Here is a 16367-nt window from a genome sequence, read left to right as displayed (position 1 = left end):
TATGGTATTTAGGCGCTCACTTTATGTAGTAAAAGATGTTGCTGAGGGGGAGTTATTTACGCATGAAAATGTAAGAAGCATTCGTCCAGGTTATGGATTAGCGCCAAAGCATTTATGTGATGTTATAGGCAAAATAGCTAGTTCAAGTATTCCTTCAGGGACAGCTCTTTCGCATGAGCTCGTAAAGTGAAGTATTATTTCTCAGTGTTGTTGAAGTAAAATGAACATAATAAAAACTTTTAAATTGATGAATACTTGTTTAACTAAGGAAGATGAGTGTGTTTTGGCGTATTTTTTTGGAACCAAGCTCGAAAGTTTAGATAGTTATAAAAGGTTGAAGTCTAATCATCCGGGTATAATCCCACAAATATGTTTATATTTTTATTCATTATTAAAATTAGTTCGTTTTAGGAAAGAAAACTTAAATAGTAATCATGAGGTATTAGTATTTGCTGGGACTAATAATCAATATAATAGCCTTTACTCAACCTTAAATGGATTAGATAGGTTGAATATCGCATATAATTTAATTACGTCAAAAGTTGTTAAAGGGAAAAGTAATGACTTATCAATTAATATATTTGATTTTTTAATTAGCGTATGTACTTTTTTTATGAAATCACCGAGGCTTTATTTAAAATTAAAGAAAGCAAATAAAAATTTCGAATTAAATTATTTTTTTTCTGCACTTTGTCAGAGTTATACCTTTTTACCATACTTTATCAGAACGTTAAGTAATCTATCGAGTAAAGGGAATCTAAAGTTAGTCATACTATCTAACGACCATAATAGCGCGAATAGGTGCTTACGCCTTGTATGTGAAATGTTAAATATAAAAACTTTATATATGCAACACGCGTCCGTTTCGAAGTTATTTCCCCCCCTACAGTACGATTATGCCTTACTTGATGGTGAAATAGCTTATGAAACATATAAAATGTGCGCTGATAATCTACCTGGTTTATCTATATTTCCTTCTAACGTTTTTTTAAGTGGCCAAAAAAAGTTAATAAACATAAATAAGGATGTAAATGGTGCTTTTGATTTAGGGATAGCTGTCAACATGTTGGATGATTTCGATTACTTAAAAGTATTGATTGAAAGATTAGTTGACTGCGGAAATAAAATATTAGTAAGAACACACCCATCTCAACCGAGTTCTTTTTTAAAAAAGTTATCGGTTATTATTACTAACACCCAAATTCAGTGGTGCGATCCAACTACAAATAGTTTGAGCTCTTTTTTTAATTCAATAAATTGCTTAGTGTCAGCTAATTCTAGTATTCACCTAGAAGCTGCATTAGCAGGAAAGGCAACCTTATATTATGAATTTTCTTCTGATGCAGATATGTCTGATTATTATGAGTATAAAAAAAATGGCTTAGTATACCCTTTAAATTTAGATAATATTGAACAGTCTATTAAAGAAGGGGTTATTTATTGCTCTTCTAAAAAGCGTAGTCAAGCGGTAAAAAAATATAGCGCAACATATATGACAAAGTGGGAGCATCAAGAGGGAGAGCTTTCTGCTGAGTTAATAAAAAAAATCTTAACCAATGAAAGTTTTAATGATTTGTTCAAACTATCTAAATCAAATTTTTATACACTTTATAACATAAGACAATCATGAGTGGTTTCTTCAAAAGTAGTTCAATCTATGTATTAAGCTCTATAGCAAGTGCCTTGATACCTTTTATATTACTGCCTATTCTAACTCGTTACCTTACACCTGAAGAATACGGCCAAATTGCTATGTTTATCATTTTCACTAGTGCCTTAGCTGCTTTAATTGGTCTAAGTGTACATGGCGCGGCTAATCGCCGTTTCTTTGATGAAAATATTATTCCAGCTGAACTTGCAAGGTTCAATGGTAATTGCTTTTTTATATTATTAGCGAGTACGAGTTTATTTTTAATTGTTTTAGCTTTTATCGATAATTTTTTAGCTGCATATTTAGGCATTCCAACGACTTGGCTTTACTTAGGCATATTAAGTGTTTTTTTTAGTTTTATATTAAATATACGCTTAGGGCAATGGCAAATTAGAGGTAGAGCAAAGTCGTATGGTCTACTTCAAATCACGAATGCACTCGTTGTTTTATTATTTAGTTTATTGTTTGTTATTTTATTTAAATTAGGTTCAGATGGACGTGTTTTCGCAATTGTTATAACAAGTACAATGATTGGCTTTGTATCTTACATAATTCTTCGTAAAGATAAGCTAGTTACATTTGAATATAATATAAATGATATTAAATATGCTTTATCATTTGGTGTGCCACTTATACCGCATGTGCTAGGCGGTTTTTTATTACTCTCTATTGACCGATTAATAATAAATAAAGAGCTAGGTTTGGAGATGACGGGTATTTACATGGTAGCTCTTAGCTTAGGTAATGCTTTAAATATTATTTTCAATAGTATTAACAAAGCTTACTCTCCTTGGTTGTTTGGTCAGCTAAAAGAAAATGACCTTAATAAAAAAATATCGATTGTTAAAAAAACATATATATATTTTGTTTTTTTAATTCTAATGGCGTTACTATCTTTTTTTATTGCTCCTACGATATTGAAACTTATAGTAGGTGAAAAGTTCTACCAAGCTGCTGAAGTATTACCCTTTATTATCGCAGGGCAAATCTTTCTAGGCATGTACTTTATGGTAACGAATTATATCTTTTATATAAAGAAAACCAAATACTTATCATATGTAACTATTTCTTCAGGTGTGATTAATATTGCTTTGTTATTAATTCTAATACCACACTACGGTATAATTGGGGCGGGATTTTCCTTTTTGATTGCAAATGTCTGGCAGTTTATCTGCACATGGATTGTCAGTGCAAAACTATTTCATATGCCATGGGGGCTAAGAGAGTTAAAATGAAAAGTATATTAAACTTAATGCGCAAATTAAAATGCCGTTTCAGAAAAAAATATTACACCAAAAAAGCGCTTAAACAAATTTCTTATTTTAAAGAACTGCCTAATATCAACTATAAAAGCAGCTTCAATGGAAATACATATTTGGGAAGCAATTGTCATTTTAATGGAATGCAAATTTCGGGTGGGGGCAGGGTTACAATAGGTGATAACTTCCACTCGGGGTCGTCGTGCATGATGATAGCTCAAAACCATAATATTAATGGCGGAGCCCTACCTTATGACAATACTTATATTTTAAAGGATATTGAAATAGGCGATAACGTTTGGCTAGGAAACCGAGTTATTATTTTAGGTGGGGTTAAAATTGGTGAAGGGGCTGTAATACAGGCTGGTAGTGTGGTTGTATCTGATATTCCTACACTCGCTATTGCAGGCGGACACCCTGCTGTTGTTTTTAGTCATAGAGATTCTGAGCATTACTTTAGGCTTAAAAACGAAGAGAAGTTTAATTAGAGCATTATTTGGCTTAATTATTTAACCATTGCTAATGAGTATTAAGATATTAAGTATTTTAATAAGCAATACCTTATTATCAAAGGTATATTTGAATTACTAGTCGATTATTCATTATCGTTTTGTAATAAAGCCACGAAATTAATAAAAAGGTATAGATATAGTGTTGGCAGAAATAAGATCATTATGGATCGGTGGATCTTTATCTAGATTAGAGAGAGTGTGTTTAACGTCTTTTTTGCGCGCAGGGCATAAAGTGTACTTGTATACTTATGATGAAGTGCTAAACATACCTGAAGGTGTGGAAGTACTAGACGCTAATTCAATACTCCCTAGAGATAAAATATTCACTTATGGAGCAGTCACTGGCAAGGGAAAGGGAAGTTACGCAGGTTTTGCAAATCACTTTAGATATGAAATGCTTTTAAAGTGTAGCAATACCTATTGGGTTGATATGGACGTTATCTGTTTATCTCCATTTTACATTGAAAACGAGCTCGATTTTGGCTTTGAAAATGATACTTATATAAACAATGCCGTAATTGGAACTCAGGAATCGGGTAATAAGTTATTTTCTAATTTAAGCAACTACTGCAATAATCCATTTCAATTTACAAAATGGGATACTTTTAAGTTCTTAATAAGAAAACTTATAGGAAGGACATGGGGAAGAGGGGATTTTTCATATCTACCATGGGGAATTACCGGCCCAAAAGCACTTACAGGCTTTGTGAAAAAAGGTAGTTTACTTAATTTTGCTGCACCAATCCAAAAATATTATCCAATTCCATCCGCTGATTGGAAGCATATATTTTTTGCTAGTGAAGAGCATATTAACCTGGATGGGGCTCAAGCCGTACATTTATGGAATGAACAATTGAGAAGAGAAGGTTTAGATAAAAATTCAGTTTTTGATAAAGACTCTTTATATGAAAGATTGATCTTAGATTTAAAACTCGATGAATAGTGACTTCTTGTAAATGATTTATATAGTTCTGATTGCTGTTGTTGTTTTGTTTTCATATTCATCTATAGCAAAAAAAGATTATAGTTTTCTAGGGTACTTTCTTGTTCTTGTACTAGCTCTGTTTGCTGGTTTAAGGCATGAGGTTGGTGCGAAGCCTGATTGGGAAGTGTACCATCAGGTGTTTTATGATGCGCCTGAATATCTATCTAACTTATTTAATTACTTTTCAGATAATAGCCGCTTAGAAAAGGGATACTTGACTTATAATTTTATTATTCATTATTTCGTTGAAGACTTTAATTTTTTTCTAGTGGTCACTGCATTATTTACAATTGGATTAACGTACAAAAGTGTATCTATTTATACACCAATGACCATTTTTGCATTACTACTATACATGCGATATGGTTATTTTCAGTTTAATATGATGTTTTTGAGGCAAGGTATTGCTGTAGCAATATTTTTATATTCCATACGGTACATTAAAAGTAGAAACATTTATGGTTACTTTTTATTAAATATAATAGGAATTACATTTCATGTTAGTTTAATTGCTGTATTACCTTTGTACTTTTTTGTACACAAAAAATTTAGTCCCCGCGTATTTTTTTTGATCTTAGCGAGTTCTATATTTTTACAGGCTATCAATATAATTAAATTACTAGCTGACGCCTTGCCAAGTTCGAATATTATTCTTTATGCTTTTAAATCATATGTTTCCTCTGGAGAACCAAAGCCATTTTCTTTCTCATTCATAGAAAAGCCCTTAATGTTCTTTATTTTATTATATTATTACAAAAGGTTAGAAAAAAGGTTTGAATATTACAACTTATTTTTCAATCTGAGTTTTATTGGTCTTATCTTAAGTATTTTGTTTTTACAGTTTGAGGATTTAAGTGATCGATTTGTTATTATTTTCAACATAACGAATATAGTTCTTTTGACTTACTTGATGCGTATATTTAAGGGAGGAGGCAAACTCGTTTATTTGTTTATAGTATCGTTGATTGTTGTTTTTTTTGTTTACAAAATAACAAATGCAGAACAATACATACCTTATAATATATTGGGTAAAATTTATTTTTAATTACAAGGCTTCCATGTTAACAATAGGCATATCAACCGTCGCTTCTTCTTTGAGTGAGTTGATTATATATATACAGGATAATATTAAAAAAATTGATCCTAGTATTGATTTTTTAATTTGTTCTCAAAGAGAACCAGAGAATGTGGCTATAGTTATCTCTGAAAGAATAAAAGTATTAAAAACTAATGAGTCAGGACTAAGCCGCAGTCGAAACACACTACTTAAAGAAAATAAAAATAAATGGTTATGGATTCAAGATGATGACATAAAAATAGAATTTGAAGCTCTACAGAAACTTTTGGAAACTCTTTCAGAATCAAGGAACGATCTTGTTTTTATTAAAGTAAAATCATTAGAAAATAAAAATGAATTTTATAAAAATTATACTTTTCATGAAACTCATCGATTAACCAATTCGTTAAAAATATCTTCAATTGAAATAGTCGTACGGCGAGAATTTGTAAACGATAAAAATATTAAATTTGATACAAATTTGGGCTTGGGTACAGATCTTCCTTGTGGTGAAGAAAATAAGTTTGTATTAAATTTATTTCAGTCCAATGCAAAGGTAAAATATCTAGATTTAGCTACATGTTTTCATACCACAGAACTTGAAGGTAGAGAGATTGATCATAAAGGACGCTTTTCTGCACGCGGTTATTTATTACGTTTTTACCCGTTTTATATTAGCTTCCCTCTAATGATTAGATGGGCTATATACATTCCTGCTGAATTGTCTTTTTATAGAAAGATAATACTAATGTTAAGAACTTATTTTAAAAGGTAATTTTAAGCATTATATAGCCATAATAATTTTTACTAAAGATTATTCCCATGTGTAATTAATCACTTATGTAATTAAGTTCTGGCTTTTATAAAATTAATGTCAAACTTATCAGTACAAATCTATAAACAGGATAACTAATGAAAATCCTATATCTACATCAATACTTTGCTACGCCTGAGTCAAATGCTGGCACGCGATCTTATGAAATGGCCAAGCGACTAGTTAAAAGTGGTCATGATGTTACATTTATTACTAGCTCGGCTTATTTTTCAGAAAACTATAATCTAAACCATGGTTGGAACCTTATAGATATTGAAGGTATAAAACTACACGTTCTACATCTAGCATATTCAAATAAAGATAGTTTTTTTAAGCGAATTTTAAAATTTATTAGGTTTTCAGTAAGCTCAACAGTTAAATCTTTTTCTATCAAAGCCGATGTAGTTTTTGCTACAAGTACACCCTTAACTATTGCAATACCAGGTGTGATTTACTCTAAGTGCAAAAAAAGGCCTCTAGTATTTGAGGTGCGCGATCTTTGGCCTGAATTGCCTGTAGCTGCTGGAGTGATAAAAAATAAATTAATAATAAAATTTGCAACATGGTTAGAAAAATATACCTATAAAAATTCAACCAGATTGATTGGCCTTTCACCAGGTATGTGTGATGGTATAATAAAGCATGGAATTTCACCTGACAAAGTAACCCTTGCTACAAATAGTTGTGATACTAGTTTGTTTGATGTTAGTGAAGATGTTGGCATCGATTATTTAAAATCTAAGTTAGGTTTTGTTAATGATAGAAAACTTATTGTATATACGGGTACATTCGGTCTAATTAATAATGTGAGCTATATTGTAGGCTTGGCAAAAGCTGCGCAGAACTCTAATCCAAATTTATGTTTTGTAGCAATTGGTGACGGGATGGAAAAAGGGAAGATAATAAGCGAAGCAAGAGCGCTAGGTGTTTACAATAAAAATCTATACTTTCTTGACCCAGTACCAAAAACAGAAATAGTTCGTTTATTATCTGCCGCAGACTTATCTTTGTCATTATTCGGTCCAGTAAAAGAGATGTGGCATAATTCTGCAAATAAGCTGTTTGATGCACTAGCTTCAAAAACGCCCATCGCAATTAATTACGGTGGTTGGCAAAAAGACTTCATTAAAGAACACAAGTGTGGCTTAGTTTTAGAGGCGGATGATTACAAGGCATCCAGTATGCTTATTAGTGAATTTCTTGACAGTAAATCTGATTACGAAGCAGCCGTGAATAGCTGTAAAACACTAGCTTATGAACATTTTTCTAGAGACATTATGGCTACAAGAGTCGAGAAAACGCTACAGGATGCTATTAATGATTAAATATCTTTTTGACTTAACGGTTTCAATAATTGTATTTTTGATTTTACTTCCAGTTATATTACTGGTTGCTGTGTTAATCAGAATCAAATTGGGCTCACCTATTTTGTTTACGCAAGATCGCCCTGGTTTAAACGGTAAAGTGTTTAAAATGATGAAGTTTAGAAGCATGCTCGATGCAAAAGATAAGCACGGTAACTTGCTTCCTGATAACGAAAGAATGACTAAGTTTGGTGCTTTTTTACGTTCTACCAGTTTGGACGAGCTACCTGGCTTGTTTAATGTTATTAAAGGCGACATGAGCCTTGTAGGCCCTAGACCTTTATTAGTTCAGTACTTACCTCTTTATAGTATAGAGCAAGCACGCCGACATAATGTTCGCCCAGGTATAACCGGTTGGGCGCAAGTTAATGGGCGTAATGCAATTAGCTGGGAACAAAAGTTTACACTTGATGTTTGGTATGTTGATAACCAAAGTTTTTGGCTAGATATTAAAATATTACTGTTAACGGTAAAAAAAGTATTTGTGCGTGAAGGAATAAGTGCTGATGGGCACGTAACTATTGAGCCTTTTAAAGGTTCTAGTAATGATTAAGGCAACGGTTAAAACTTTGGCTATTTTAGGGGCTAGTGGCCACGGTAAAGTAATAGCTGATATTGCAGAGCAACTAGGCTTTTGTGTTAGCTTTTATGATGATGCATATCCTAATAAAAAAAACATAGAGCATTGGCCTGTTATAGGTACATTTTCAGATTTACTTAATGTACCTAGCACTAACATAAATGTTGCTGTTGCTATAGGTCACAATAATACGCGAGAAGTAAAAATAAAAACGCTAGCCAAAAATGGCTACATGCTTCCTGTGCTCATTCATCCAACTGCAGTTATAAGTAAATATGCTCAAATAGACTTAGGCTCTGTTATAGCAGCTAACGCTGTTATTAACGCCTTTGCAGTAGTAGGCCGAGGCTGTATAATTAATACTTCAGCTATAATTGAGCATGATTGTAGAATAGGCGACTTCACTCATATTTGTCCGGGCACATCCTTAGCCGGAGGAGTTAGCGTTGGTCGAGCTAGTTGGTTAGGTATTGGCAGTAAAGTAAAACAACTCATCCATATTGGTGATAATACATTAATTGGTGCAGGTAGTTTGGTCGTTAAAGATATATCATCTGATGTAACTGCTTATGGGTCCCCTTGCGTTAAAGTTTCAGAAAACAGTCAAGCCTTTTAAATTTTATAGGAATTCAATGTTAAATACCCCATTTTCTCCATGGCCAAGCTTTACACAAGAAGAGGCTGATGCAGTTAGCCGTGTTATTTTATCTAATAAGGTAAATTATTGGACGGGCACTGAAGGGCGTGAATTTGAGAAAGAATTTGCAACATGGACTGATAGTGAATATGCCATAGCCTTGGGTAACGGCACACTAGCACTCGACATTGCTTTAAAAGCATTAAATGTAGGTGCTGATGATGAAGTAATAACTACTCCGCGTACTTTTTTAGCATCTGCTTCAAGTATTGTTACATCTGGCGCCGCTCCTGTTTTTGCTGATGTTGACTTAAATAGCCAGGCCATTACTGCCGAATCTATAAAAGCAGTGCTTACACCAAAAACAAAAGCAGTTATTGTTGTTCATTTAGCGGGTATGCCAGCCGAAATGGACGAAATAATGGCGCTGAGTAAAAAGCATGGATTTTATGTAATTGAAGACTGTGCACAAGCGCACGGGGCTACGTATAAAGGTCGCTCTGTTGGAAGTATAGGCCACATAGGCGCATGGAGCTTTTGCCAAGATAAAATTATGACCACCGGCGGTGAAGGCGGCATGGTAACGACTAACTCAAAAGAGTTATGGTCAACTATGTGGAGTTATAAAGACCACGGTAAAAGCTTTGATGCTATTTATAACAGAGAGCACCCCCCTGGTTTTAGGTGGCTACATGAGAGTTTTGGCACTAATTGGCGAATGACAGAAATGCAAGCTACTATCGGGCGTATACAATTAAAACGAATGGATAATTGGACTGCTAAACGCCAATCACACGCTGCACAGTTAGACAAAGCAGCAAGTAATTTTAATTGTGTAAGATTAGTTAATATTCCAAAGCACATACAGCACGCTGAATATAAGCATTACATGTTTATAAAACCTGAGTATTTAGCTGATGGTTGGAATCGCGACCGTATAGTAAACGAAATTACTGAACGTGGTGTTCCGTGTTTTCAGGGAAGTTGTTCAGAGGTTTACCTTGAAAAAGCTTTCGATAACACCCCTTGGCGGCCGGAAAAGCGCTTACCGAATGCTGTAGAGTTAGGAGAAACGGCTCTTATGTTTCTAGTACATCCAACTTTGTCGAAAAAAGAGATCCAATTAACAGCTAAAGTTATAAAAGAAGTTTTAGAAATCGCCTCACTATAACCAAACTCTCATACACAAATTTACAAAAAGTAACCAAATACATAAAGACTATATAATCTTTTGCATATAGTCTTTAACTATTAAGTGCAATAGTTGTTCATCTTGTAGTAAAATTGTAATCAATAGAATAGCAGTATCACTGCTAGCTTCAGGGAAATGTATTGTGTTTTTAAAATTCTTAGTTAACTTACCTCGCCCCCAAAAAAGAGTTGTATCACTTGTTGTAGATAGCATTTTTATTATTGTTGCTTTTTGGTTAGCCTTTTTACTAAGGTTAGATAGCACGGCTGTTTTAAAAAATATACACACATGGATTCTACTGGCAACAGTATTACCCCTTAGCTTGTTCAGTTTTGTTAAGCTTGGCTTATACCGGGCCGTACTTCGTTATATGAACACCCAAGCTATGTGGGCCATTATTGCAGGTGTTGTACTTTCTACCGTTTACTTAACCGTTTTATCTTTCTTTTTAAGTGCCCCTGTACCACGTACTGTGCCATTTATATACGCAAGCTTTTGTATTTTATTTGTAGGCGGAGCAAGGCTTACCGTTCGAGCAGTTGTTGGGCAAATTACAATGCGCCGTAAAGAAGGGGTCATTATATATGGCGCGGGTTCTGCTGGCCGCCAACTTGCAACTGCCTTAGCTAATGGCCCAGAGTATTCACCTGTTGCCTTTATTGATGATGATCCTAAAAAGCATTTATCGTTAATTCAGGGTATATGTGTGCATGCACCTTCGCAAATAGCCGAACTAGCCAAACAAAAATGTGCCAATAAAATTTTACTTGCCTTGCCAAGCACTTCAAGAAGCCGTCGCAAAGAGGTGCTTAACGCAATAGAAAAGTTCAAGCTACAAGTAATGACCATACCTGGCATGGCTGATATTGTTTCAGGCACGACTAACCTTGACGAAGTTAAAGATGTAGAGATAGACGATTTACTAGGTAGAGACTCTGTACAGCCTCGACAGGATCTAATGTCGGCGAATATAGAAAATAAAGTGGTAATGGTAACAGGGGCGGGTGGCTCAATTGGCTCTGAACTGTGCAGACAAATAGTTAAAAATAAGCCTACAAAAATTGTACTGTTTGAGCTTTCGGAGTTTGCTTTATATGCAATAGAAAAAGAGCTATCGGAGTACTGCAACGCAAATAATTTAAATATAGAAGTGTTGCCAATATTAGGCTCAATACAAAATAAAAAGTTGGTTGAATCAACGTTCTCTACCTTTAACGTGCAAACGGTTTACCATGCAGCCGCCTATAAACATGTGCCATTAGTAGAGCACAACGTAGTTGAAGGTGTTCGCAATAATATTTACGGCACTTACAATGTAGCGACGGCAGCAATAAACGCAAAAGTAGACACGTTTGTTTTAATATCAACCGATAAAGCAGTGCGCCCAACAAATATTATGGGCACTACAAAGCGCATGGCTGAACTTGTGCTGCAAGGGTTGTCTGAGGTTCAAAATACTACACGTTTTACAATGGTACGTTTTGGTAATGTATTAGGGTCATCTGGTTCTGTTGTGCCATTATTCAGAAAACAAATTAAAGCAGGCGGCCCAATAACATTAACTCACCAAGATATTACACGCTACTTTATGACCATACCTGAAGCTGCTCAGCTTGTTATTCAAGCAGGTGCCATGGGTGTAGGCAGTGATGTATTTGTGTTAGACATGGGTGAGCCAGTAAAAATTAAAGATTTAGCAACTAAAATGGTTCACTTATCGGGGCTGGAAGTTAAGCACGAAAAGCGTCCAAATGGTGATATAGAAATAAAATGTACAGGCCTTCGCCCTGGCGAAAAACTTTTTGAAGAGCTATTAATTGGCGACAATGTTACTGGCACCGATCACCCAAGAATCTTAAGTGCACAAGAAATAAAAATGCCGTGGCATGAGCTAGAGCCACTTTTAAGTAAGCTTAAAGCTGCATGTGATGAATCTGATCATATTCAAATACGTAAGCTATTACTTCAAGCGCCTACCGCTTTTTCGCCAACGGATGGTATATGTGACCTAAACTGGCAAGAAAAACAAAATAGCCAAACCAATGTTACCGCTTTACCCAACGTAAGCGGCTCTTAAAATGGCTAGGCTGCAATAGTTTAATAATTTGCAGCCTATTTGTTTGAGCTAACCTAACGCATAAATGTACTTTTACGTTCGGTATATATTTATTGTGTTATAGACACCCTACTTACTGTCATATTAAAAGCACTGCTTTTGCATCATATTAACCAAAATTGCGTGAGCAAGCTTCGCGCCTTGTATCTCTCGTTGATAAATGATTAGCTATCATTTATCACATCGAAGTCAGTGAGCTTGCCTTTGCGCCTAGTATTTAATACTGCTCCGTAGATAAAGCCCTGACTTTCTATTCTCACAAACTGAATGGTATCCAAGCACACTTTTATTTAAGTAGATGCTGTATGTACAAGGGGAGTAAGTAGAGATGATGTTTATCGGCATTGATATTAGTAAAGAGAAAATTGATTTATCGTGGTTGAGAGACCAGCTTACAAACAAGATTAAAACAAAAGTCTTTAAAAACAAGCATCAAGACTTTGAGAAAATAGAAAAGTGGCTTTTAAATACAACTAAAAGCGTTGCTAGTGAGCTCGTTATCACCCTCGAACCAACGGGTGTTTATCATGAAGCACTGATGTATTTTTTACATGAGCAAGGCTTTAATATTATTTTAGCGAATACAGGCAAAGCGAAAAAGTATGCTGACGCGTTAAACATAATTCATAAAACAGACAAATCTGATGCAACGATGCTTGCCCACTACGGCTGTGCAAAGCACGCAGTCGTTGATTATTGGCAACCTGAAGCGTTAGAAGTTAGAGAGCTTAAAGCCCTTATCCGTCGTTTAGATGCGCTTGAGAGTAACCGGCAACGAGAAGCTAACCGATTAGAAGCAAGTGAATTCAGCAACGTTTCAGCACGTGTTCGCCAATCGATAAAAGTGACTATCGCATTTTTAGATGACGAAATTAAACAGCTTAAATCTGACATTGATGATCACATAGATAATGAGCCTGGTTTAAAAAGAAACAGGAAACTACTAGAGTCTATACCTGGCATTGGTCCTGTATTATCGAGAGAGCTGACATATTTGTTTGCGGCTAAAAAGTTTAATAAAGCCAAAGAAGCAGCAGCTTATTGTGGATTAATCCCACGGTACAATGAATCGGGTAAATTAAAAGGGCGAACAACAATCAGTAAACTTGGGCCAGCCAGAATTCGCTGTAAACTCTACATGGCAGCCATTGTCGCTGGGCAATGGAATAAAAGAATAAAACGACACAAGTTAACATTAATAAATAACGGTAAAACACCGATGCAAGCTGTGTGTGCGAATATGAGAAAGCTCATTCATATATGTTTTGGTGTAATAAAAAACCAAGAAGCGTTTAAGCTCCAAGAAAGTTAAGTACGACCTTGAAGCTTAAAATGAGAGATGGTATCTACGCGGGTATTTACACATATTTTCGAATAAGCTCTGTGTTTACCCCTTACCTATCTCAATTTTAGCACCTTCCCCCAACACCTCTTTATATTTACTTGCTAATGCGCGCTTTGCGTCTTCATCGCCGTGTACAATTTTTATATGGCTTGGCTTTTTACGCATGCCGGTTACAAATTTAACTAATCCGTTTTGATCGGCATGCGCGCTGTAACCGCTAATGGTATGCACCTGTGCGTTAATTGTAATACGCGTATCGTTTATAAAAACATACCCATTGCGGAGGCCATATTTTTGTATATCGCGGCCAAGCGTCCCTCGGCCTTGGTAGCCAACAAATAATACATCGGTTGATTTGTCAGGTAAAAAGCGCTCAAGGTAATTAACTATTCGCCCGCCACTGCACATACCGCTGGCAGCTAAAATAATGGCAGGTGTTTGTCGCGACGCTAAATAATTAATAATAGCGATATGCTCGCTATGCGTATCAACCGTGGTTAGGTTTTCAAAGTCTAGCGGATGGCGGCCTTTGGCTACTTTGCGCTTAGCTTCTGCATCCCATAAGTGTTTAAACTTACTATATTGCTCTGTAAAATTGGCAGCCATGGGAGAGTCTAAAATCACATGAATACTTCGCCAAGGAGATCCTTTAGCTGATTGATGTATTAGCTGTTCTAACTCGTAAAGTAGCTCTTGTGTGCGGCCAATACTAAATGCCGGCACTAACACTACGCCGTTATCAGCTACTGCGCGTTCAATTACACTTTTTAGTTTTTGAGTGCGCTCTTTTCGGCCTTGATGATTTTTATTACCGTAGGTTGACTCTATAACTAATGTGTCGGCCTTATAAGGAGGTTTTGGAGCCGGTAACAGCGGCGTGTAGGGGGCACCTAAATCGCCCGAAAACACAACTCTATGGCTTTTATTATTCTTTGTATTAATGCCAACATCTATTTCTACATAGGCTGAACCTAATATATGTCCAGCACGCTGAAACCGCGCTTTAGCTATTTGCTGTTTGGCGCAAGGCAGTGTAAACCAAGTATTAAAATTAACCGCTACTATCTGCTTATTTAGCAAGCTAAGGCAGGCATTTATAATTTTTATATCGCGAGTAACACCTACCTTTAACGCATCTTCAATCACTAGTGGCAGCAAACTAGCCGAGGCAGGCGTAGTATAAATGGGCCCCTTAAAACCGGCTGCTAATAAATAAGGAATGCGCCCCACGTGGTCAATGTGGCAATGGGTAACAATAAGCGCGCTAATGTGCGCAATATCAAACTCTATTGATAAATCATCTTTTGCGTCTTCTCCCTGAAAAAGCCCGCAATCTATTAGCACGCTGTTTATACTATTAATAACTAATTCGTGGCACGAGCCAGTCACGCCATTTACCGCTCCGTGGTGAAGTATTTGCATAGGGTATCTATATTTGTTTTTTTTAGGGTAAAGTTAAAGGTAGAGTTAAACAGCGGTTTAAGCAAAATTTGACTGAGTTGCTATTGTAGTCGCCTTGCTTGCTGGCGCATTTAGGATTTATTCCTCGTTAAAACAATAAGTTCAAACGCGAGGTAAACTCGCTGCTACTAGTGAGTTACCTTATATACTTCTCTTTTATTCCTCTATGTGCAAAAAATAAAAACATTAATACACAAAGAGGTTAGGAGGGCGCGGTGTTTTAGACAGGAGCACCGTAACAGCGGCTTTACCCCGCGTTAAAGCAGTATGTCAAACGCGAGCCAAATTCACTGCTACTCACATGTTTTTAAGCTAGACTTAGTCTATATAAACACCAACGGGAACAATAAATTCATTTGCTGCTGTTAACAAAGTAAGTATGCATTTACCTTAAAGGCTATTTACTTAATAAACCTAAACTGTTTATAATTGCGCGCTGTTAAAAATAATGTTGTGTTTGTTGCAATTGTGTATGTAGTAAGGATTGCTATGAAAAGTTGGTATTTAGTTACATGTAAACCTCGCCAAGAAGAGCGAGCAGCCACCAACTTACTTAATCAAGGCATTGAAGTTTTTTATCCAAAATTAACCACAGAAAAACTCATTAAAGGCAGGCGAACTGTTAAACAGTCTGCTTTATTCCCAAGCTACTTATTTATTTGCTTAGAGTCTCAAAACGGTAACTTTTCTGCTGTAAAAAATACGCGCGGAATTAGTGGGTTTGTAACTTATGGCGCTCATTACCAGGTTGTGCCAAAAGGCCTTATAGAACAGCTTAAATGTGAGCGCACAGAATTTGCCGAATCAACAATACCAAAGGCAGGCGATACTGTGAGCGTTCACAACAACGCATTCAATAATATAACAGCAATATATAAAGAGCCTGATGGTGACATGCGTAGCATTTTACTAATTAACTTACTTAATCAAAAAATCGAAGTAAGTGTCGATAATAAAGATATTAGACAGTAAAGGTTAAAGGCAAAAGGTTAAAGCGTAGTTTTGCCTTTATATCGCAAAAATTAAGTAAATATCAGTACGTAGGAACTGCAACCTAGGGGCGGAAGCGTGCCCGAAGGGCTAGACAAGCAAAAAGTTTTGCTTTCAAGCTGGAGCGAGAGGAGCTCTGCGACGAACTGGAACGTGCCCGAAGGGCTAGACAACTCGTAGACGCACAGCTTGCTGGCGTTTGAAAGCAACGCTTTTACGTACTTATAAAAAATGCGTGAGCAAGCTTCACGCCTACGTGGGTTTTATACTCGCTGCTACTTATTGTATATTTCTCATTTGCTCCTCTTTGTGCAAAGAAAAAAATATTAATTCACAAAGAGGTTAAGAGACACTCCGCTTTAGAGGGTAACGTTGTAGGCGCCTTGCTTGCTGGCGCATTTAGG

15 protein-coding genes are annotated in these 16367 nt (G+C 35.8%); 14 read left to right on the top strand and 1 reads right to left on the bottom strand.

All coding sequences use genetic code 11. From position 1 onward, the window contains the following. The 13 genes from B2R65_RS08775 to B2R65_RS08715 all read left to right on the top strand — a co-directional run. Positions 1-190: SAF domain-containing protein (locus B2R65_RS08775; protein ID WP_286741996.1), on the top strand; the 190-nt coding region annotated here is incomplete at its 5' end. Between the two features lie 30 nt (positions 191-220). Further along, a complete protein-coding gene (locus B2R65_RS08770; protein WP_286741994.1) occupies positions 221-1630 on the top strand; it encodes a hypothetical protein in 1410 nt (469 codons plus the stop codon). Then, on the top strand, positions 1627-2886 hold the full coding sequence (locus B2R65_RS08765; RefSeq protein ID WP_286741992.1) for a lipopolysaccharide biosynthesis protein: 1260 nt from the start codon (positions 1627-1629) through the stop codon (positions 2884-2886). The genes B2R65_RS08770 and B2R65_RS08765 overlap by 4 nt, the downstream gene beginning before the upstream one ends. After that, on the top strand, positions 2883-3398 hold the full coding sequence (locus tag B2R65_RS08760; RefSeq protein WP_286741990.1) for an acyltransferase: 516 nt from the start codon (positions 2883-2885) through the stop codon (positions 3396-3398). Before B2R65_RS08765 ends, B2R65_RS08760 begins: the two co-directional genes overlap by 4 nt. A gap of 163 nt (positions 3399-3561) precedes the next feature. Next, entirely contained in the window at positions 3562-4365 is an 804-nt protein-coding gene (locus tag B2R65_RS08755; protein WP_286741988.1) for a hypothetical protein, read from the top strand. 13 nt (positions 4366-4378) lie between these two features. Then, positions 4379-5452, top strand: a complete 1074-nt coding sequence (locus tag B2R65_RS08750; protein WP_286741986.1) for an EpsG family protein — start codon at positions 4379-4381, stop codon at positions 5450-5452. 13 nt (positions 5453-5465) lie between these two features. After that, on the top strand, positions 5466-6239 hold the full coding sequence (locus B2R65_RS08745; RefSeq protein ID WP_286741985.1) for a glycosyltransferase: 774 nt from the start codon (positions 5466-5468) through the stop codon (positions 6237-6239). A 137-nt stretch (positions 6240-6376) separates the two neighbouring features. Beyond that, a complete protein-coding gene (locus B2R65_RS08740) occupies positions 6377-7603 on the top strand; it encodes a glycosyltransferase family 4 protein (RefSeq protein WP_286741984.1) in 1227 nt (408 codons plus the stop codon). Then, positions 7596-8195 carry a sugar transferase gene (locus B2R65_RS08735; RefSeq protein ID WP_286741983.1) on the top strand — a complete coding sequence of 200 codons (600 nt, stop codon included), beginning with the start codon at positions 7596-7598 and terminating at the stop codon, positions 8193-8195. Before B2R65_RS08740 ends, B2R65_RS08735 begins: the two co-directional genes overlap by 8 nt. Continuing rightward, the gene (locus tag B2R65_RS08730; protein WP_286741981.1) at positions 8188-8838 is read left to right on the top strand and encodes an acetyltransferase; all 651 of its coding nucleotides are present in this window, start codon (positions 8188-8190) and stop codon (positions 8836-8838) included. The genes B2R65_RS08735 and B2R65_RS08730 overlap by 8 nt, the downstream gene beginning before the upstream one ends. Positions 8839-8854: 16 nt before the next feature. Further along, the gene (locus B2R65_RS08725; protein ID WP_286741979.1) at positions 8855-10030 is read left to right on the top strand and encodes a DegT/DnrJ/EryC1/StrS family aminotransferase; all 1176 of its coding nucleotides are present in this window, start codon (positions 8855-8857) and stop codon (positions 10028-10030) included. Positions 10031-10193: 163 nt separating this feature from the next. Continuing rightward, positions 10194-12128 carry a polysaccharide biosynthesis protein gene (locus B2R65_RS08720; protein ID WP_286741977.1) on the top strand — a complete coding sequence of 645 codons (1935 nt, stop codon included), beginning with the start codon at positions 10194-10196 and terminating at the stop codon, positions 12126-12128. 367 nt (positions 12129-12495) lie between these two features. Beyond that, complete coding sequence (locus B2R65_RS08715) at positions 12496-13479, top strand: IS110 family RNA-guided transposase (protein ID WP_286741976.1); 984 nt, start codon at positions 12496-12498, stop codon at positions 13477-13479. A 75-nt stretch (positions 13480-13554) separates the two neighbouring features. On the opposite strand, the gene B2R65_RS08710 is transcribed toward B2R65_RS08715, so the two are convergent. Then, the gene (locus B2R65_RS08710; protein WP_286741974.1) at positions 13555-14934 is read right to left on the bottom strand and encodes an MBL fold metallo-hydrolase RNA specificity domain-containing protein; all 1380 of its coding nucleotides are present in this window, start codon (positions 14932-14934) and stop codon (positions 13555-13557) included. 528 nt (positions 14935-15462) lie between these two features. Between B2R65_RS08710 and rfaH the strand changes: the two genes are divergently transcribed. After that, on the top strand, positions 15463-15945 hold the full coding sequence (gene rfaH, locus B2R65_RS08705; protein WP_273605530.1) for a transcription/translation regulatory transformer protein RfaH: 483 nt from the start codon (positions 15463-15465) through the stop codon (positions 15943-15945). Positions 15946-16367 lie beyond the last annotated feature (422 nt).

The organism is Pseudoalteromonas sp. UBA2102, assembly GCF_002331165.1.
GTDB lineage: Bacteria > Pseudomonadota > Gammaproteobacteria > Enterobacterales > Alteromonadaceae > Pseudoalteromonas > Pseudoalteromonas atlantica.
This window is presented reverse-complemented; position numbering and strand designations above follow the sequence as displayed.